Genomic DNA, 18,211 nt, shown 5'->3' with positions numbered 1-18,211 from the left:
GTCAGTTCCCGAACAAGGCACCAAGAGGGGCGGCATCCAGCGGCACCAGCGAGCCCCTGCCCCGCAGCGCGCCGCTTGTCAGAAGCGGATAACGGTTGACGTGGAGGGCGGCCGGCTGGACCGCCGGGCCCCGGGGCACGCCGGCGAGCAGGGTGTCGAAGCGCGCCCGGTACCGATCGGCATGTTCGGGAGTGGCGGAGTGATAGGCCCCCGCGGCCATCGACCAGTCGGCCGATCGCTCTCGAAGCCGAAGCATGTAGTGCGCGGCATAGAGGGCGTTTGCCTGAGGGTCGAACATCTCATGCACGGAGGCGAAACCGTCCGCATGCCACCTGTGATTGATCTGAAAGCAGCCGACATCGAGGTTCCGCCTCCCGGCCAGAAGGACCTGCTTCACGAAGCCTTCCGCCTCGGCCCGGGTGGAGAACCAGTGGCTTTCACCGGCCAGGTTCACGGCCCAGGGCCAGGGGCGCAGCGCGCCTTCCGCCGAACGGCGGCCGGTCTCGGCCAGCGTGATCGCCTGAAGAACCTCCTCGGGCACCCCGGTTGCGCGGGCGGCGCGTCGTGCGGCCTCTTCGCAGAGCCCGGCGTCGTCGCCGCCACGCATCAGGGCATGCGCGGCGGAGGCCGGTTGGCTCAGGATGGCCAGAAGGCCGAGGAGGATGGCCCGCGCGGGGCCGGAGAGATCCATGCGAGGCTCCAGTGACTCACGATGAGGGCACTATGGAGCGCGAATCTTGGTAAAGGGTTACGGGCCTCCGCGAGAGGGGCCTGTTGCTGCCCGGCAGCCTCAGCCGGGGCTGCGACCGGGCGTGTGGAACGCCCGATCGCGCGTCCGTCCTCAGACGAAGCGGTTCCAGAGGTTCTCGAGACGCTCCTGCCGGCCCGAGCGGGGCTGGGGGTTGATGTCCTCGGCCAGAACGCGGGCCTCGATCTCTTCGAGCGACGAGGAGAGCATCGCCTTCGCCTCGGGCGTCTCCCATCCCGCATAGCGGTCTGCACGGGCCCGTTCCAGGCTGCCGTCCTCGTAAAGACGAGCTGCGGCCTTCAGGGCACGGGCGCAGGTGTCCATCCCCCCGACATGCGCGAGGATCAGATCCTCGGGATCGAGGCTCTGGCGACGGATCTTCGCGTCGAAATTCGTGCCTCCGGTGGTGAAACCGCCCGCCCTCAGCACCTCGTAATAGGCCAGCGCCATCTCGGGGTGGTTGTTGGGGAACTGGTCGGTGTCCCAGCCCGACTGGTAATCGTTGCGGTTCATGTCGATCGAGCCGAGGATGCCAAGGCTCGCCGCCAGCGCCAGTTCGTGCTCGAAGCTGTGGCCGGCCAGGATCGCGTGCCCCTGCTCGACGTTGAGCTTCACCTCGTTCTCCAGCCCGAACCGCTTCAGGAAGCCGTAAACCGTTGCCACATCATAGTCATACTGGTGCTTGGACGGCTCCTGCGGCTTGGGCTCGATCAGGATCGTGCCCTCGAAGCCGATCTTGTACTTGTAGTCCACGACCATCTGCAGGAAGCGGCCGGCCTGCTCGGCCTCGCGCTTGAGATCGGTGTTCAACAGGGTCTCGTAGCCCTCGCGCCCGCCCCAGAGGACGTAGTTCGCCCCGCCGAGCTTCTTCGTGGCGTCCATGCAGGCCTTCACCGTCGCCGCCGACCAGGCGAAGACATCCGGGTCCGGGTTGGTCGCGGCGCCCGACATGAAGCGGCGGTGCGAGAAGAGGTTGGCCGTGCCCCAGAGCAGCCGGGTCTTCGACCTCTCCATCCTGGCGCCGATGTGATCCACGATCGCCTCGAGGTTGCGCTTGCTTTCGGCGAAGGTCGCGCCCTCGGGACGGATGTCGGCATCGTGGAAGCAGAAGAAGGGCGCGCCGAGGATCTCGAACATCTCGAAGGCCACGTCGGCCTTCATCCGCGCCAGATCGAGCGTGTCGCCGAACCACGGCCGCTCGAGGGTCTGCGCGCCGAACGGATCGCCGCCCGGCCAGGCAAAGCTGTGCCACCAGGCAACGGCGAAGCGCAGATGATCCTCCATCCGCTTGCCGAGGATCACCTCGTCCGGGTTGTAGTGGCGGAAGGCAAACTCGTTGGAGGAGCCTTCGCCCTCGTAGCGGATCTGCGGGATACCGGCGAAGAAGTCGGTCATGTGAGGCTCCTGATGGCTGTCTGGGCGGCGCGGTAGCGCGCGTGTGCGTCGTCGAAGGCGGACGTGAGGCCGCGCTCGGGCGGGATGGTGCGGGCGATGGGCGGCAGGGTCGCGATCTCGGCCCCGGCCCCGGTCGCGGCCATCAGCGCAAGGCGCGCGGCCCCGAAGGCGCCGCCGAAGTCGCCCGCCGCAGGCAGCAGCACCGGCACGTCCAGCGCCGTCGCGATGGCCGACAGCCAGTAGTCCGAGCGCGAGCCGCCGCCGACGGCCAGAAGGCTCTCCAGCCGGGTTCCCGTCGCGGCCAGCGCGTCGCGGCAGTCGCGGATGGCGAAGGTCACGCCTTCCAGAACGGCCCGCGTTCCGGCGGCGCGGTCGGTCGCATGTTCGAGCCCCGTGAAGGCGCCGCGGATCGCCGCGTCGTTCAGCGGCGTCCGCTCGCCCCCGAGATAGGGCAGGAACAACGCACGCCCCGGCGCCTGAAGCGCGCCAAGGTCGCCGGTCAGCACCCGCGCCTCCTGCCCCACCAGCCGCGCATACCAGTTCAGCGCGTCGGTCGCGGCGAGGATCACGCCCATCTGGTGCCACGCCTCGGGCAGGGCGTGGCAGAAGGTATGAACGGCCGTCTCCGGCGCCGGCTGGTAGCCGTCGGTGGCGGCAAACAGCACCCCGGAGGTGCCAAGGCTGACGAAGGCCTCGCCTGCGCGGACCACGCCCACCCCCACGGCCGAGGCGGCGTTGTCGCCGCCTCCGCCCGCCACGACCACCCTTTGGGGCAAGCCCCAGCGGGCGGCCAGCGCCGGGCGCAACTCACCCGACACGGCCGAACCCTCGACCAGCCGCGGCATCGCCTCGCGCGTGAGGTCGGTCGCGGCCAGAAGTTCGTCCGACCAGTCGCGCGCACCGACATCCAGCCAGCTCGTCCCGGCGGCGTCCGACATCTCGGCGACATGCTCGCCCGTCAGCCAGAGCCGCAGGTAATCCTTGGGCAGCAGAACCCGCGCCACCCGCGCCCGGATCGCCGGCTCGTGCCGCGCGACCCAGGCCAGCTTGGGCGCGGTGAAGCCCGGAAAGACGATGTTGCCGGTGATGGCCCGAAACCGCGGATCAGCATCCAGTTCCGTCGCCTCGGCATGGCTGCGGGTGTCGTTCCACAGGATGCAGGGCCGCAGCACCTCGTCCGAGCCATCCAGCAACGTCGCGCCGTGCATCTGGCCCGAGAGCCCGATGCCCTTCACGCCCGCAAGCCCCTGCGCCGCAAGCTGGTCCATCACCGCCTCGGCCGCGGCGATCCAGTCGGCCGGCGACTGTTCGGACCACCCCTCGTGCGGACGGCTGACAGTGAGAGGCGCGCTCGCCTCGGCCAGCACGCGCTGGCCCTCGTCGATCAGGATGCCCTTGAGCCCGGACGTCCCGAGATCGAGACCGATATACATTCAGTTTACTCCCGCCCGTTCGGGCTTCTTTCCAAGGATGATCATGCCGAGGATCTCGTCCTCGGTGACGTCGCCCACCTGCTCCGAGCCGACCAGCACTCCGTTCTTCATCACCGAGATGCGGTCGCAGAGGTCCATCACGTCGTGGATGTCGTGGCTGATCAGGAAGATGCCGAGACCCTGGCGCTTCAGCTCCTGGATCAGCTCGCCCACCATCCGCGTCTCCTGCGGACCGAGGGCCGCGGTCGGCTCGTCCATGATGAGGATTCTCGCGTTGAAATAGACCGCGCGCGCGATGGCGACCGACTGGCGCTGCCCGCCCGACAGCGCCGCCACCGGCACCTTGAACTTGCGGAAGTTGGGGTTGAGCCGCCCCATGATCCGGCGCGTCTCGGCCTCCATGCGCGAATCGTCCACGAAGCCCAGCGGCGTGACCAGCTCGCGCCCGAGGAAGAGGTTCGAGGCCGCGTCGAGATTGTCCGCCAGCGCGAGCGTCTGGTAGATCGTCTCGATGTTGTAGCGGCGGGCGTCGCGGGGATTGTGGATCTCGGCCTTCTCGCCGTCGATGAGGATCTCGCCCGAGTCCATCCGGTAGGCGCCCGAAAGACACTTGATGAGGGTGGACTTGCCGGCGCCGTTGTGGCCGAGAAGCCCCACCACCTCGCCCGCATGCAGGTCGATCGAGACGTGATCCACCGCCCGGATGCCGCCGAAGCTGATCGAGATGTCCTTCATCGCCACCAACGGCGTGGCGCCGGCGGCCCGGTTCGGGTTGAGCGTCATTTGAAGCCTCCGGTCCGCTTGCGGTAGATGATGTCGATCAGCACGGCGAGCACGAGCACCGAGCCCACGACGATGTTCTGGAAGGGCGCATCCACGCCCACCATCGCCATCCCGGACTGGAGGGACTGCATGATGATCGCGCCAAGGATCGCGCCGTAGATCGTGCCCATCCCTCCCGAGAGCGCGGTGCCCCCGATGACGGCGGCGGCGATCACGCGCAGCTCGTCGAGCGTGCCGATGTCATTGGCGTGGTTCGTCAGGCGCGCCGAGGCCACCACCGCCGAGAGCGCGCAGAGCCCACCCAGCAGCGCGAAGATCTTGACCGTCAGGAGCCGCGTGTTGATGCCCGACAGCTCGGCCGCATCCGGGTTGCCGCCGGTGGCAAAGATGTAGCGCCCGAACCGGGTGCGCTTGGCGATCACCGTCATGGCGATGGCGACCGCGATCAGCACCAGCACCGAGACGGGCAGGCCGTATCCAGTCGTGTAGCCTTCGGGCATGGTCTCGCCGCGCGCCTCGAACAGGCGGCGCAGGCGGGCGGCCGGAACCTCGTAGGCATTGACGATGGCGACGAAGCCGAGGATGGCCGCCGCCACGAGGCCGCCCATCACCAGCTCGGCCCAGGCCGGCTTGACCCTGAAGCCGTGGACCTGCTTGGCCCGCCGCGCGCTCCAGAGGCTCCACAGGGCCGCGGCTGTGCCGAGGCCGCCGACGACCCAGGACCAGAAGGGGCCGATCGTGCCGTTGATCCCGCCAAAGAGCTGGAAGGTCGGATCAAGCGGCCCGATGGTCTGGCCCGAGGTCAGATACCAGGCGACGTTGCGCCAGATGAGAAGCCCCCCCAGCGTCACGATGAAGGAGGGGATTGTCAGGTAGCCGATCAGCCAGCCGTTGAAGGCGCCGATCAGCACGCCCACCACGACGCCCGACAGGATCGCCAGCGGCGCGATCAGCGGGTGGCCGAAGCCCATCCCCATCATCTGCGGCATGACCACCACCTGCATCATGCCCATCACCGCCGAGCAGAGCGCCAGCAGCGACCCCACCGACAGGTCGATGTGCCGCGTGACGATCACGAAGACCATCCCCGTGGCCATGATCGCGACCGAGACGGTCTGGATCGCCAGCGTGAAGATGTTGCGGGGGGTCAGGAACCGCCCGTCGGTCTGGAAATGGAACACGAGACAGAGCACGATGAAAGCGCCGATCATGCCCAGAAGGCGCGTGTCGATCTCCAGTGTCTCGATGAAGCTGCGCTTCCGGGCGGCGCCATGCGCCTCGGCGGTGTCGCTCATGGGGGCTCGTCCTGCTGGGCCGGCGTGGCGCCGGGGTCAGGGGCGCCCCGGCCGGCGGGGCGCCCGATCAGAGGCGGATCAGTTGCAGGGCGCCGGCCCGTTCGACACGCCCTGACAGAGCGCGTCCAGGCCGATCCAGCCGGCATCCACCACGACGGACAGGTTGTCTCTGGTGATCGCAATCGGCTCGAGGAACACCGCGTTCATCTCGGTGCCCTTCGGCGAGGTCCATTTCTGCGCGCCCTCGACCTCTTCCATCGCCGCTCCGCCAGCCATCGCGAGGGCGATTTCGGCCGCGGCCTTGCCGAGTTCGCGCGAGTCCTTCCAGACCGAGACGGTCTGCGTGCCCTGCGCGATGCGGTTCAGCGCGGCATGGTCGCCATCCTGCCCCGAGACCGGGATGCCCTGCATCCCCTGCGCCGTCAGCGCAGCGATGGCGCCGCCCGCGGTGCCGTCGTTCGAGGCCACGACCGCATCCACGGCATTGTCGTTCGCGGTCAGGATCTGCTCCATGTTCCGCTGTGCGTTGGCGGGCAGCCAGCTGTCGGTGTAGGCCTCGCCCACGATGGTGATGTCGCCGGCGTCGATGGCCTGCTGCAGGACCTCCTGCTGGCCGCCGCGCAGGAAATCGGCGTTGGGATCGGCGGCGTTGCCCTTGATCATGACGTAATTGCCCTTCGGCGCCTGCTCGAACACGGCCCGGGCCTGCATCCGGCCCACCTCGACGTTGTCGAAGGTCAGGTAGAAGGCGCGGTTGTCCTCGATCAGCCGGTCGTAGGCCACGACCGGGATGCCCTCGTCGGCGGCGGCCTGCACCGCGGGCCCGATGGCATCGGCGTCCTGCGCGAGGATGATCAGGGCATCGACCCCCTGCGAGATCAGCGCCTCGACATCCGAGAGCTGCTTGGCCGAGGAGGACTGCGCATCGGCCGAGACATAGGTTGCACCGGCGGCGTCGAGGGCCTGCCGGATCGCGGCCTCATCGGTCTTCCACCGTTCTTCCTGAAAGTTCGACCAGCTTACTCCGACGGTCAGGTTCTGGGCCAGCGCGGCAGAAGAAAAGCCAGCCGTGGCGACCACGGCGGCCAATAGGGCAGTTCGCATTTTCTAGACCTCCCTTGGTGCGGCGGAATCGCCGCCACAGGACAGGATTGGCCGGAATAATTTCAGTTGTCAAAGTAAACTTGACCCCCCAATCTGGATGTGCGCAGCTCAGATGCGCCCCAAGGCCGGACATCAACAAGTTGAAGGCAGTCGGCACAGGATCTGCAGCATCATTATTTTGGACGGGAAACAAATGTCTCGGCAGATCCGCAAGCGCGCCGCGCCCGAGCCGACCACTGGCTGCGGGCCCCTGATTCCGCCGCTCGCCGAAACCTCGCGCTCGCTGCGCCAGCAGGTGTTCGAGCGGGTGCGGGCCGCGGGTCTGACCGCCCGGGTGCAGGTGGCGCGCGATCTCGGCGTCAGCCCGGCCTCGGTCACGACCATCGTCTCGGAACTGATCGAGGCCGGGCTGGTCGAGGAGGTGGCCACCCGCCGCGGCGGAGAAAGCGGCCGGGGCCGGCCGGTCGTCGCGCTGGGGGTGCGGGGGGCGGCGCATCGCGTGGTCGGCCTCAAGATCTCGGATCGCGACCTGTCGGCCGTGGTGATGGACTTCGCCGGCCGGCTGCTCGCCGAACATCACGAGGAACGCCGCCCCGTGGCCCTGGCGCCGGCCGCGCTTCTCGCGGTGCTCGAGACGCTGCTCGACCGGGTGACGGCCAAGGCGGGCCTTGCGCGGCAGGAGCTTGCGGCGGTGGGCATCGGTCTGCCCGGCTATGTGGACAGCACCGGCGGGCGGGTGCTCTGGTCCTCGATCCTGGCCGAGCGGGACGTGCCGCTGGGGCGGCTTGCGACCGAGCGGCTGGGCCTGCCGGTGCAGGTGGACAATGACGCGAACCTCTGCGCGATGGCCGAACTGTGGTTCGGGGCCGGGCGTCGGCTGTCGGATTTCGTGGTCGTCACCATCGAGCACGGGCTCGGGATGGGGATGGTCACCAACCACCGGATCTTCCGCGGCGCCCGCGGCATCGGGATGGAGCTTGGCCACACCAAGGTGCAGCTCGACGGCGCGCTCTGCCGCTGCGGGCAACGCGGCTGCCTCGAAGCCTATGTGGCCGACTATGCCCTCGCGCGCGAGGCGACGACCGCCCTCAACTGGACGCATCGCGAAAGCCAGTCGATGGCGATCCTGCTCGAGAGTCTGCACGACCATGCCAAGGCGGGCAACCAGGCGGCGCGCTCGATCTTCCGACGAGCGGGGCGCTACCTCGCGGTCGGGCTGGCCAATATCGTGAATCTCGTCGATCCGCCGCTCATCATCCTCGCCGGTGCCCGGCTGCGCTTCGACTATCTCTACGCCGAAGACACGCTGGCCGAGATGAACGCCCTCGTGCTCGCGACCGGCCGCCCCCTGCCCGAGATCGAGATCCACGCCTGGGGCGAGATGCTCTGGGCACACGGAGCGGCCGCCCTCGCCCTGTCCGCGCTGGGAGAGCGGCTCGTTGCGCCTGTGCGCGACGTGGCCGCGCAATAGTTGGACGTGGCCGTTCGGCCACATGAAGAATCGCATGGAAGGCGGTGAAACCCCGGAACTTCCGGCGGAAATGCGCCATTGTGTCCTGACGACGCCCCGCTGTCCGGGGGCAGAACGGGGTCTGCCGGTTGTCGCAGCAGATTCTACCTGCAATAGTTTCGGCAGACATCTGTTTCGGGGGAGGTTGCGTGTCCGTCTCTTGCATCCGGTCGCTCGGCCTCCTTGCCGGGATTGTCGGCCTCGCCTTCACATCCGCGGCGCCTTCGGCCCAGACGCTGGACCGGCTCGAATTCCGCGTCGCCGGCGGCAATGACGAGGTCGAGCGCACGATCAAGGGCGCCTCGGCCCTCATCGCGGCCCGCGATGTCGAGGGGGGCGACGCGCAGGACCTGCTGAGCGCCGCCCGCGCCGAGTACGGACGCCTCGTGACGGCTCTCTATGGACTTGGCTATTACTCGCCGGTGGTCAACGTGCTCGTGGACGGACGCGAGGCCGCTCAGATCCCGCCGCTCGATGCGCCCGAGACCATCCGCACGATCATCGTCCAGGTCCAGGTGGGTCCACCCTTCCGCTTCGGGCTGGCCCGGGTCGCGCCGCTGGCGCCCGAGACCGAGCTGCCCGACGATTTCCGCACCGGCGAGCGGGCCCGAAGCACGCTGGTTCAGGATTCGGCGAGGGCCGCGGCCGATGGATGGCGGTCGGCCGGCTTCGCCAAGGTCGATGTCGGATCCGAAACGGTCGTGGCCGACCACGCCCGGCAGATCCTCGACGCCGATGTCCGCATGGCCCCCGGGCCGCGGCTCCGCTTCGGCGAGATGCGCATTGTCGGCGCCCAGCGGATGAGCGAGCGCCGCATCCACAAGATCGCGAACCTGCCCACGGGCGAGGTCTATGACCCCGAGGAGTTGCAGGACAGCGCCGACCGCCTGCGCCGGACGGGCGTCTTCCGCTCGGTCTCACTCACCGAGGACGAGGCGGTGACGCCGCCCGATCTGCTCGGCATCACCGCGACCGTGGTCGAGGAACTGCCGAGGCGCTACAGCTTCGGCGTCGAGGTCTCGAGCCTCGAGGGCGCCACCGTGACCGGCCAGTGGATGCACCGGAACCTGCTCGGCGGGGGCGAGCGGCTGACGGTGACGGGCGAGGTGGACAACCTCGGCGCGGCGAACAGCGGCGTGGACTACCGCCTCGGGGTGACGCTCGATCGGCCCGCGACGCCGACGGCCGACACGACCCTCGGCTTCGGCGTGCAGGTGGAGCGTCTGGACGAGGAGGATTTCCTCGCCGACACGATCACGCTGAACACCTCGCTCACGCGGCTGTTCAGCCGACAGCTCACGGGCAGCATCGGCGTCTCCTACGCCTATTCGGACGTCGAGGACGATTTCGGCCAATACGTCTATGAATATGTCTCGCTGCCGGGGACGCTGATCTGGAACAGGCGCGACAACGACCTTGACACGACCGAGGGCTTCTATCTGGCCGCCGGCGCCACGCCCTTCCAGGGCTTCGGCGAGACCGGATCGGGCGGGCAACTCACGCTCGACGGACGCGCCTTCTTCGGCTTCGGCGACGAGGATCGGCCCTTCGTCCTTGCCGGCCGTCTTCAGGCGGGCGCCGTCTTCGGCCCCGAACTGATCGAGATCCCGCGCGAATATCTCTTCTACTCGGGCGGCGGCGGCACGGTCCGGGGCCAGCCCTATCAGTCGCTCGGCGTGCGGCCCGACGCGAGCGATCCCGATTACAAGATCGGCGGCACGCGCTTTGCCGCGCTGTCGGCCGAATTCAGGGCGCCGATCACCCGGAACATCGGCGTCGTGGCCTTTGCCGACGCAGGCTATGTGACGGCCGACAGCATCGACTCGGACCGGGATGAATGGCACGCGGGCGCGGGCCTCGGTGTGCGCTACGCCACCGGCTTCGGCCCCATCCGGGTGGATGTCGCAGGCCCGGTGGGCGGCGACACGGGCGACGGCGTGCAGATCTACATCGGCATAGGGCAGGCCTTCTGATGCGGATCCTCCTCGTCCTCCTCTGGCTTCTCCTGCCCGTTGCGGCCTTCGCCCAGTCGGCGGAAGAGGACCGCGGATTCCTTCAGGCGCTGATCGAGGACAATCTCTCGTCCGCCGGCCGCGAGGTGAGGATCGAGGGCTTTCGCGGCGCGCTCTCGTCGCGCGCGACCGTCGAGCGGCTCACCATCGCCGACGATGAGGGCGTGTGGCTCACGCTGAACCGGGTGGTGCTCGACTGGAGCCGCTCGGCGCTGCTCACGGGGCGGCTGTCCGTGTCGGAGCTGTCGGCCGCCGAGATCCTGCTCGAGCGGCTGCCGGTGGCCGACGATGGCATCGACGTGCCCTCGCCCGAGGCGCGCGACTTCGCGCTGCCCGATCTGCCGGTTGCGGTCGAGATCGGGCGGATCGCGGCCAACCGGCTCGTTCTGGGTGCGCCCGTGCTGGGCACCGCCGTCGAGGCGACGCTGGAAGCGTCCGGTTCGCTCGCGGGCGGCTCGGGGCAGGCGCAGCTTCTGGCGCGGCGCACCGACGGGCCGCAGGGCGAGCTGCGGATGACCACGAGTTTCTCGAACACCAGCCGCCAGCTGGCGCTGGATCTGACCCTGGCCGAGGCGGCAAACGGCATTGCGGCAACCCTTCTGGACCTGCCGGGCAATCCTCCGCTTGAGATGACGGTGCAGGGAACAGGCCCGCTGTCCGATTACACGGCCGACATCCGACTCGTGACCAACGGCGAAGAGCGGCTTGCGGGGCGCGTGACGCTTCAGGGGGACGCGGCACAGGGGCGCCAGTTCGCGGCCGTGCTGGGTGGCAATGTCGCGCCGCTGTTCCTGCCCGACTATGCCGAGTTCTTCGGACCGGATGTGCAACTCGATGTGGCCGGAACGCGGGCCTCCGACGGGCGGCTGGACCTCAGCCGCCTCAACCTCGCGACGCAGGCGCTGCGGCTTGAGGGAAATCTCGTGCTCGCGGCGGATGGTCTGCCCGAGCGGATCGCACTCGCCGGACAGATCGCTTCGGCCGATGGGGCGCCCGTGCTGCTGCCCCTCTCGGGACCTGAAACGCGGGTGGATCGCGCGGACCTGAACGTGTCTTTCGATGCGGCGCAGGGCGAGGCATGGACCGCCCGGCTGCGGGTGGCCGGTCTGGACCGGACCGACTTCTCGGCCGCGAGCTTCGCGCTTGACGGTTCGGGCCGGATCGCCCGCGTCGAGGGCGGCACGGCGACGGTTTCGGGCAGCTTCGACTACGCCGCCGACCAGTTGCAGCCCGCCGATCCCGACTTCGCGGCGGCGCTCGGCCCGCGCATCGCCGGAGCGGCCGACTTCAGCTGGACCGAGGGCGCCGACGGCCTCAGGCTGCCGCGGGTGACGCTCGACGGCGACGACTTCGGCCTTCTGGCCGATCTGACGCTGGCGGGGCTGACGAGCGGCCTTGCCGTGTCGGGCGAGGCGGAACTCCGCTTCGAGGATCTCTCTCGCTTCTCGGGCCTTGCCGGGCGGCCGCTGGAAGGGCGGGGAACGGGCTCGGCCTCGGGAAGCTACGCCGCGCTGACCGGCGTCATCGACGCCGAAGCCGCCGTCACGGGGACGGATCTGGCCATGGGTCAGGCGGAGCTGGACAACCTTCTGCGCGGCACGTCGCAAGTGCAGGTCTCGCTTCTGCGCGACATCGAGGGCACGCGCCTGCGCGAACTGCGCATCGAGGCGCAGAGCCTAACCGCCACGGCCTCGGGCACGCTGGCCACCGCCGGAAGCGACATCTCGGCAAATCTGGCCTTCGCGGATCTCGGCGTTCTGGGTCCGGCTTACGGCGGGCGGATGGAGGCTGAGGCGCGCTTCACCGGCACGCCTGAGGCCGGCGAGATCGCGGCCACCGCGACGGGTCAGGATCTGCGCGTGGGCCAGCCTCAGGTGGACGCGCTCCTGCTGGGCACGTCTCGGATCAACGTGGCGGGGCGGCTCGAGGAGGGCACTCTCGTTCTCGACCGTGCATCGGTGAACGCCCGGACGCTGGATCTGTCGGCGGCGGGCCGACTGGCCACCGAAGGCAGCGATGTGACCGCCGAACTCGACTTCAGCGACCTTTCGGTGCTCGGGCCGGGCTATGGAGGCGCGTTGGCAGCCACGGCACGCTTCAGCGGCACGCCGGAGAATGCCACGATCACGGCCGACGCTCGGGGGACGAACCTGCGCGTGGGCCAGCCGACGGCCGACACCCTTCTGCGCGGCCAAAGCACCCTGGCGGCGCAGGTGCGGCTGGTGGATGGCGCGATCCGCGTGGACCGGGCCGACCTCCGCAACCCGCAACTCACCGTCGAGGCGCAAGGCTCGGCCGCCGGAGACGACCGGACGCTCACGCTCGACGCGCGGCTGTCGAACCTCGCGCTTCTGGTGCCGCAATTTCCCGGGCCGCTCACGGTGACGGGCACCGCCCGGAGCACGGGTGGCGGCTACCAGATCGACATGCGCGCCCAGGGCCCCGGCCAGATCAACCTGCGGGCCCAGGGCACCGCCGCCGAGGACGGCTCGGCCCTCGATCTGGCCATCACCGGCAGCGCCGAAGCGGCGCTTGCCAATCCGTTCATCGAGCCCCGGAACGTGGCCGGTCCCATCCGCTTTGACCTTCGGGTGAATGGGCAGCCCGCGCTGTCCTCGGTTTCGGGCCGCGTGTCGCTCGCGGGGGGGCGCTTCGCCGATACCGATCTGGGGTTGATCATCGAAGGATTGCAGGCCACCGCCGACCTCTCGAACGGGAGGGCGACGGTCGATCTTCAGGGCAGCCCGGCGGCGGGGGGTCGGCTGGCCGTGTCGGGAGCGATCGGGCTGGAGGCGCCCTTCACCTCGGACCTCGCCATCAACATCTCGCGCGCGGTCCTGCGCGATCCCGAGCTGTACGAGACCACCGCCAGCGGCAGGGTCACGATCCGCGGGCCGCTCGCCGGAGGCGCCCAGATCGCCGGGCGCATCGACCTCGAAGAGACCGAGCTGCGCATCCCCTCGACCGGGTTTGGCGGCGCGAACGGTCTGCCCAATCTGCAGCACCGCAACGAGCCGGCCGCCGTGCGGACAACCCGCGCCAGAGCGGGCCTGATCGACAGCGGCCGCGGGGCCGCGGGCGGTCGCTCGGCGGTGCCGTTCGGGCTGAACCTTCTCATCAGCTCGCCCGATCGGATCTTCATCCGCGGTCGCGGCCTCGATGCCGAACTCGGGGGTGAAGTCCTGCTGGCGGGCACGACCGACAATGTCGTGCCGAGCGGCGCCTTCAACCTGATCCGCGGGCGGCTCGACATCCTGGGAAAACGGCTTGTGCTCAGCGAGGCGCAGCTGCTGCTGGAGGGAGATTTCGTGCCCTTCATCCGCGTCGTGGCGTCAAGCCAGAACGACGGGATCACGACCTCGGTCGTGATCGAAGGGCGCGCCGATGAGCCGGAGGTGAGCTTCACCTCATCGCCCGAACTGCCAGAGGAAGAGGTCATCTCGCGCCTGCTCTTCGGCCGGGGGCTCGACACGATCAGCCCGCTACAGGCGGCGCAGCTTGCAAGCGCCGTGGCCACGCTCGCCGGGCGCGGCGGCGAAGGGGTGATCGGCCGGCTGCGTCAGGGCTTCGGCCTTGATGATCTCGACGTGGCGACGGATGCCGATGGCGGCACCTCGGTCCGCGCGGGGAAGTATATCTCGGAGAATGTCTATACGCAGGTCGAGGTGGACCAGCAGGGCCAGAGCCAGATCAACCTCAATCTCGACATCACCTCGAGCATCAAGCTGCGCGGCAGCGTCGGAACGGAGGGCGACACCTCGCTCGGCATCTTCATCGAGCGGGACTACTGAGGATCAGTGCGGCGCGGCGCGGACGGCATCCACCGCCGCGCCGAGCAGGACCGCGAAGGCGCTGAGATAAAGCCACACGAGCAGCGCGACCACGGCCCCGATCGAGCCATAGACCTCGTTGTAGTTCGCAAAGTTGGCGAGGTAGAAAACGAGCGCCCGCGAGGCCAGCGCCCAGAGGGTGACGGCGGTCAGAAGACCCCAGGTCACCACGGGTCTCGGGCTGCCCTTGGGCCGGTTCGGTCCGAGGCGGTACACCAGCGCCACCCCGAAGATGACGACGAGCATCCCGACGGCGACGTTGGCAAGCTCGAGAACCCTCTGGTTGAAATCGCCGAGCGGGATGACGTTCAGCACCAGCGGCGCGACGACCGAGAGCAGCATGGCGACCAGCCCGACCCCGACCAGCGTCAGGGTCAGCACGATCGCCCGCACGATATGCCAGGGCCCCATCCGGTTCGGAAGCCGGTGGGTGGCGTTCAGTCCGCGGATGAGGGCGGCCACGCCCGCGCGCGCCGACCAGATGGCCGCCCCCGTGGTAAAGAGGCTTGCCCATCCGAGATGCCGGCTGTTGGCCGCCAACAGCGCCTCCACCTGCCCCCGGAAGAGGGCGTAGGCCTGTTCGGGAAGGAAATCGGCCGCAAGGTCGATCTGCGCGCGGATCACGCTCGGATCCGAAGCCCAGCCCCAGATGGCGATGAGCGCCGCAACCGCGGGAAATATGGCGAGGAAGCCGTAGAAGGCGATCCCGGCCGCCGCAAGGTTGAGATCGGCCGAGTCGACCCGATCATAGAGCCGCACCAGCAGCCGCCACCGCGCATGCCAGAAGCCTTCGGCGCCCACACGTCACCTGTCGGGGAATGAAGAAGGCCCGCGAACGTCGCGGGCCTTCGGTTCTCTTTCCTCTGGACCGAAGATCAGTCTTCGAGCGTGGTCGGCGAGCTGTCGTTGTCGTCCGAAGCGATCAGCGCGATGATCGCCGCAGCGCCGAGCACCGGGAGGAGCACGCCGCCCAGGCTGCCGGTTTCTTCGGCCGCGACGACGGCAACCGGTTCGGCTTCGTCAACCACGACCACCGGGCCGCCAGCAAAGGCCGCCATGGTGGACGAGACGAGCGCAGCAGACGCCACGAGAGCAGTGAGTTTCTTCATTTGCGTTTCTCCAAGTATGATGGCCGCTTGATTAACTGATACCATAGGGGCAACTACCAGAAAAGTCCGAACATCGGGTTTACGTCAATCGATTGCCCGGCTGATTCTGACCTTTCCGAGCATCCGGTCGAATGTCTGCAAGCTCTGCCGGATCGAGCCGGCAGCATCGACCCAATATTCATTGGTGAACCGCCCCGTAGCCCCCTCACAATGCTCCAACACATGACGTGTCGGATAGTTTCGCTCGATGATTGTAATGGTTTTGGTGCCATTCGTTGCGAGCGTGCAACGGAACTCGCGCTTCACGGTCTGATCGAGCCCGTCGATCAGGTAATTCACCCGGCGATGGCTGCCACTTCCAGAGGCAATCTGCGAAGCGGAGGGAACTTCGGCCGACATCAGATCCGGGCCAAGCCCGCGAGTCGCGACAAGGATGCCGTCCCGCAGCGCAACAGTCCGATCATCGGTGGAGGACCATGTCACCACGTCACCGTTGATCTGGAACGGCACCATCAGGGCCCAGGCTCCGGTTTTCTCGACGTCCGCAACGATGAGCGGCGTTGTCACCCGCGAGATTTTCGCGCGCGTCAGGCTTTGCGGGCCGCTCGGCGGCCCGTCTTGCCGCGTGGTGATGCCCGCCAGTCCCTGCTTGAAGAAGGCGGCACGACCGTCGCCCTGCGACCCGCAGGAGGCGAGAAACGCGCAGGCGACGACGAAGGCAAGGGGGGTTGCGTGCCGCGTCACTTCCAGAATCTCCCCCATTGGTCGTCAAGCTCCTGCGCATGGTAATGCCGCACGGTCTCGTAGAGCCTGCCGTCGACACTGACCCGCGCGCCCCCATCCCGCGTTACGGGGCGGACAGTGAAGGCCGAGTTCTCCCGCGTCGGTTGCCCAAGCAGCGCCGTCAGCGGAATGTTGATCCGGATGCCCTTGTCGAACGACCCTTCGCCAAACTCTTCCGACGAGGCATCCGTGAGCGTGGCGAAGGCCCCGACCTTCCAGCCGTTCTCGAACTCCCGGTCGATGGACAGGGTGGCGCCGACGTCCCCCGCGAGATACCGGCCCACGTCAAGTTGCCCGACGAACTGGTTGCCGAGATCGTAATAGGCCGAGGCGTGGCCGGTCACGATGTCATAGGCTTCGTCGCCCGACAGAAAACCAAACCCCTGTTCGAACTCGCGCTTTTTCGCATAGTTGATCTCGGCGCCAAGCGCGAGACGGCTGTCAACCGGCTTCCAGAGCAACTCGGCCGACCCACCGCCGTACATGCGTTCCAGATAGCCGACCGTCACGCGGCTGTAGAAATTCCCGGCCGGGCGCGCGTACCAACTGGCCGTCAGGCTGTCGAGCGTGGTCTCGCCCTCGCGGCTGTAGAGGTAGTTGTCCGTCCGAACCCGCGGAAGCCCGGACACCGAGCGGTTCTGTCCGTCGAGGTTCCCGCCGAGCTTGTGGCTCAGAACGCCGGACAGCATGAGGCCGGGCGCGACCTCATACTGACCGCGAAGGCGAAGACCCACATCCGCGCGAATGGGCTCCTGGGGGTCGAACAGGCTTGTGCGCAGATAGGGCCCGAAGGACCAGTTCAGCCTGGGATACCGCTCGGGATCGAAGGCCAGGCCCTCGATCGGCGGGCCGGCCTCTCCCACGGCGACGCGGGGCCTGATCCGGGTGGCGGCGTCCGGCGCGAACTCCAGCCGTTCGAGATCGGATCGGCGCAGCGTGACCTTCGAGAGAGGCATCCCGTTGACGACCGGCACGATCTCGAAGGTCTCGACGGAGGCCGGCAGCGAGTAGGCCATGGCGCGGGCGGTCCGCCCGATCGCCTGCGACTCGGCGTCATAGCGGACGTTCTGGATGCGGATCTGGGCCGTCCGGCCGTCGGTGCCGAAGGCCTCGATCAGCAGGCCGTCGTTGTCGAGCTGCTTCTGCATGTTGTTTCGCAGGAGGCTCGTGGCGTCGGCCTGCGTCACCCACTCGGCCGACCAGGCATCCGGATCGGCCGCACGCGCGGGCCGCGGGCGGATCGGCGTCGGCGCGCCATCGACAAGCCCCGTGGAAACACGTTCCCGCGGGTTCAACACGAAATGCAGGCCGATGCCCACCTCGCTGCCATACATGTAGTAGGCACCGAGCTGAACGCCTTGCGACACCTCATATTCTGCGCCGAAGTTGAACGGGCTCTTGCGATCAAAGATGCGCCGGTCCTCGGACTCCTCCTCATAGGAGTCCGAGGAATATTCGACCTTCAGGCTCAGCTTGTCGGTAGGCTGCCACTCGATCCCCGCGAAGCCCGCGGCATCGCCCCGGAACCACTGGTCCGCATTCACCTCGCCGCCTTCGCTCTCGGTCGGCTGAAAATCGGGGCGGGTGCCGAAGCCTCCGAAGCTGCCGTAACTGCCGAGACGGCCCCAGCCCACGCCGGCCGTGACCTTCACGTTCGGCAGGACGTGCTTCGTCGCGGCGATATATTCGCCGCTGATGATGCCGGTGCCCACGAAATCCTGCAGGCCGACCGTGACGGAGGGCATGTAGCGGCCTTCGTCGAAGGCCCGGAAACGGAGGTCGAAGCTGCGATCGTAATAGGTGCTGAACTTGTTGACGCCCACCCGGTCCGCCTCGGGGATGGCGGCATTCCAGTCGCCGATCCCTTCGTAGCGGAAGCTTGCCGAGAGGCGGGGCGTGATCTGGAAGGTCAGGGTCGTCCGGGTGATGCCCGCAAAGCTCGAGACGCTGGTGCTCAGGATCCCGTCCGGCTGCGCTTCTCCCGAAGGCATGTCGATCAGGCCGGTCGAACCATACAGGTTGAACGTCGGCCGCGTCTCCGACAGGGCGGGGGCCGTCGCCGCAAGAGCGGCACAGGACACGCCTGCGAGAAGACCGCGCCGACGCGCGGTAGAAGGCATTGCCATGGTCACCTCGTTCGTTGACCGCACTCTAGGCAGCCCGTCCCCCGCAAACAATGGCCTTTGCCGATCGGCTCGGCAGAGCGTTG

13 protein-coding genes are annotated in these 18,211 nt (G+C 68.3%); 3 read left to right on the top strand and 10 right to left on the bottom strand.

The window, feature by feature from the left end; all coding sequences use genetic code 11:
* Position 1: 1 nt before the first annotated feature.
* The 6 genes from LV780_RS14970 to xylF form a co-directional block, all read right to left on the bottom strand.
* Complete coding sequence (locus LV780_RS14970) at positions 2-691, bottom strand: transglycosylase SLT domain-containing protein (RefSeq protein WP_101340025.1); 690 nt, start codon at positions 689-691, stop codon at positions 2-4.
* Positions 692-841: 150 nt separating this feature from the next.
* A complete protein-coding gene (xylA, locus tag LV780_RS14965) occupies positions 842-2,143 on the bottom strand; it encodes a xylose isomerase (protein WP_101340024.1) in 1,302 nt (433 codons plus the stop codon).
* Positions 2,140-3,576 (bottom strand): xylulokinase, encoded by a 1,437-nt coding sequence (gene xylB / locus LV780_RS14960; protein ID WP_108220836.1) that lies wholly within the window; start codon positions 3,574-3,576, stop codon positions 2,140-2,142. The genes xylA and xylB overlap by 4 nt, the downstream gene beginning before the upstream one ends.
* Complete coding sequence (locus LV780_RS14955) at positions 3,577-4,359, bottom strand: ATP-binding cassette domain-containing protein (RefSeq protein WP_108220837.1); 783 nt, start codon at positions 4,357-4,359, stop codon at positions 3,577-3,579.
* Entirely contained in the window at positions 4,356-5,654 is a 1,299-nt protein-coding gene (locus LV780_RS14950) for a sugar ABC transporter permease (RefSeq protein ID WP_108220838.1), read from the bottom strand. The genes LV780_RS14955 and LV780_RS14950 overlap by 4 nt, the downstream gene beginning before the upstream one ends.
* Before the next feature lie 78 nt (positions 5,655-5,732).
* Positions 5,733-6,758 (bottom strand): D-xylose ABC transporter substrate-binding protein, encoded by a 1,026-nt coding sequence (xylF, locus tag LV780_RS14945; protein ID WP_108220839.1) that lies wholly within the window; start codon positions 6,756-6,758, stop codon positions 5,733-5,735.
* A 193-nt stretch (positions 6,759-6,951) separates the two neighbouring features.
* Between xylF and LV780_RS14940 the strand changes: the two genes are divergently transcribed.
* From LV780_RS14940 to LV780_RS14930, 3 genes are all read left to right on the top strand, one after another.
* Complete coding sequence (locus tag LV780_RS14940) at positions 6,952-8,229, top strand: ROK family transcriptional regulator (RefSeq protein ID WP_108220840.1); 1,278 nt, start codon at positions 6,952-6,954, stop codon at positions 8,227-8,229.
* Positions 8,230-8,417: 188 nt separating this feature from the next.
* Positions 8,418-10,241, top strand: a complete 1,824-nt coding sequence (locus tag LV780_RS14935; RefSeq protein WP_108220841.1) for an autotransporter assembly complex protein TamA — start codon at positions 8,418-8,420, stop codon at positions 10,239-10,241.
* Positions 10,241-14,071 carry a translocation/assembly module TamB domain-containing protein gene (locus LV780_RS14930; protein WP_108220842.1) on the top strand — a complete coding sequence of 1,277 codons (3,831 nt, stop codon included), beginning with the start codon at positions 10,241-10,243 and terminating at the stop codon, positions 14,069-14,071. The genes LV780_RS14935 and LV780_RS14930 overlap by 1 nt, the downstream gene beginning before the upstream one ends.
* 3 nt (positions 14,072-14,074) lie before the next feature.
* On the opposite strand, the gene LV780_RS14925 is transcribed toward LV780_RS14930, so the two are convergent.
* The 4 genes from LV780_RS14925 to LV780_RS14910 all read right to left on the bottom strand — a co-directional run bounded on the left by LV780_RS14925 (position 14,075) and on the right by LV780_RS14910 (position 18,128).
* On the bottom strand, positions 14,075-14,911 hold the full coding sequence (locus LV780_RS14925) for a YihY/virulence factor BrkB family protein (RefSeq protein ID WP_108220843.1): 837 nt from the start codon (positions 14,909-14,911) through the stop codon (positions 14,075-14,077).
* A 74-nt stretch (positions 14,912-14,985) separates the two neighbouring features.
* Positions 14,986-15,219 carry a hypothetical protein gene (locus tag LV780_RS14920; RefSeq protein ID WP_011909572.1) on the bottom strand — a complete coding sequence of 78 codons (234 nt, stop codon included), beginning with the start codon at positions 15,217-15,219 and terminating at the stop codon, positions 14,986-14,988.
* An 84-nt stretch (positions 15,220-15,303) separates the two neighbouring features.
* The gene (locus LV780_RS14915; protein ID WP_101340019.1) at positions 15,304-15,981 is read right to left on the bottom strand and encodes a YjbF family lipoprotein; all 678 of its coding nucleotides are present in this window, start codon (positions 15,979-15,981) and stop codon (positions 15,304-15,306) included.
* Positions 15,960-18,128 (bottom strand): YjbH domain-containing protein, encoded by a 2,169-nt coding sequence (locus LV780_RS14910; RefSeq protein WP_101340018.1) that lies wholly within the window; start codon positions 18,126-18,128, stop codon positions 15,960-15,962. Before LV780_RS14910 ends, LV780_RS14915 begins: the two co-directional genes overlap by 22 nt.
* Positions 18,129-18,211 lie beyond the last annotated feature (83 nt).

This window comes from Cereibacter azotoformans (assembly GCF_021391315.1).
GTDB lineage: Bacteria > Pseudomonadota > Alphaproteobacteria > Rhodobacterales > Rhodobacteraceae > Cereibacter_A > Cereibacter_A azotoformans.
This window is presented reverse-complemented; position numbering and strand designations above follow the sequence as displayed.

What these genes read in the sequence shown, in the direction of transcription:
- LV780_RS14970 (WP_101340025.1), bottom strand. Translation starts at nt 691, where the DNA reads ATGGATCTCTCCGGCCCCGCGCGGGCCATCCTCCTCGGCCTTCTGGCC.
- xylA (WP_101340024.1), bottom strand. Translation starts at nt 2,143, where the DNA reads ATGACCGACTTCTTCGCCGGTATCCCGCAGATCCGCTACGAGGGCGAA.
- xylB (WP_108220836.1), bottom strand. Translation starts at nt 3,576, where the DNA reads ATGTATATCGGTCTCGATCTCGGGACGTCCGGGCTCAAGGGCATCCTG.
- LV780_RS14955 (WP_108220837.1), bottom strand. Translation starts at nt 4,359, where the DNA reads ATGACGCTCAACCCGAACCGGGCCGCCGGCGCCACGCCGTTGGTGGCG.
- LV780_RS14950 (WP_108220838.1), bottom strand. Translation starts at nt 5,654, where the DNA reads ATGAGCGACACCGCCGAGGCGCATGGCGCCGCCCGGAAGCGCAGCTTC.
- xylF (WP_108220839.1), bottom strand. Translation starts at nt 6,758, where the DNA reads ATGCGAACTGCCCTATTGGCCGCCGTGGTCGCCACGGCTGGCTTTTCT.
- LV780_RS14940 (WP_108220840.1), top strand. Translation starts at nt 6,952, where the DNA reads ATGTCTCGGCAGATCCGCAAGCGCGCCGCGCCCGAGCCGACCACTGGC.
- LV780_RS14930 (WP_108220842.1), top strand. Translation starts at nt 10,241, where the DNA reads ATGCGGATCCTCCTCGTCCTCCTCTGGCTTCTCCTGCCCGTTGCGGCC.
- LV780_RS14920 (WP_011909572.1), bottom strand. Translation starts at nt 15,219, where the DNA reads ATGAAGAAACTCACTGCTCTCGTGGCGTCTGCTGCGCTCGTCTCGTCC.
- LV780_RS14915 (WP_101340019.1), bottom strand. Translation starts at nt 15,981, where the DNA reads ATGGGGGAGATTCTGGAAGTGACGCGGCACGCAACCCCCCTTGCCTTC.
- LV780_RS14910 (WP_101340018.1), bottom strand. Translation starts at nt 18,128, where the DNA reads ATGGCAATGCCTTCTACCGCGCGTCGGCGCGGTCTTCTCGCAGGCGTG.